Here is a 925-nt window from a genome sequence, read left to right on the forward strand (position 1 = left end):
TAAAAGAAAAAGGCGTGAAGTTTACWTTTAGTAAAAAACTTAAATTAAAAAACTTATTTTATTCTTTACATCAACGTAATCATAGACGCATTGTTACTATAGATGGGAAAGTTTCGTACATTGGTGGCTTCAATATCGGAAAGGAATATCTTGGGCAGGATCCTAAATTTGGTCCGTGGCGTGATTATCATGTACGCATCGAAGGGAATGGAGCTACTGATATGGAACGGAAGTTTGCGGAAGATTGGCAAGAAGATACGGGAGAGAAATTCCTTATACATCAAGAGTTACCGGTACAAGGAAATGTAAAATATCAATATATATTTTCGAATGGAAAAGGCTTATGGCGGAAGTACGGGGCACTATTAAAGAAGGCAAAACACTCCTTAATTATTGCTACACCATATTTTGTACCGAGTAAAGAAATGGTAAAAGGACTGAAAGATGCATTAAATCGTGGTGTCCGTGTGAAAATTCTCGTTCCCTTTAAAAGCGATGCCGTATTGTTAAAACAAGCTGCCTATCCTCATTTGAAAGATATGTTAGATGCTGGGGCGGAGATTTATCAATATCGAAACGGATTTTTTCATGGGAAAGTGACAATCATTGATGAGGAAATCGTCGATATTGGTACAGCGAATTTTGATAATAGAAGCTTTTATTTAAATAACGAATCAAACTGTGTCATATATGATAAGACAGTCGTTGCTGATGTCTGGAATCGACTAAAAGAAGACTTTCATAAGTCAAAACGATTTTCAGAAGAAGATTTTGAGAAAATTAGTCGCTGGGATTGGTTTCTAGGAAGAATAGCGAATGGTATCGCATCATATTTATAGTATATAGATGGAAAATAGGAAGGGAGGCGCTTTAATGGATTGTATGAAAGAATTGATGACATATAGTTACACACTTATATATAAAG

At 35.4% G+C, this 925-nt stretch carries 1 protein-coding gene; it reads left to right on the plus strand.

What is annotated here, in order from left to right; all coding sequences use genetic code 11:
• On the plus strand, positions 1-839 hold an 839-nt coding region (locus tag AC1DTM_RS28900), incomplete at its 5' end, for a phospholipase D-like domain-containing protein (RefSeq protein WP_477001532.1).
• Between the last annotated feature and the right edge of the window lie 86 nt (positions 840-925).

The sequence above is a fragment of the Bacillus sp. P4_D3 genome (assembly GCF_056401855.1).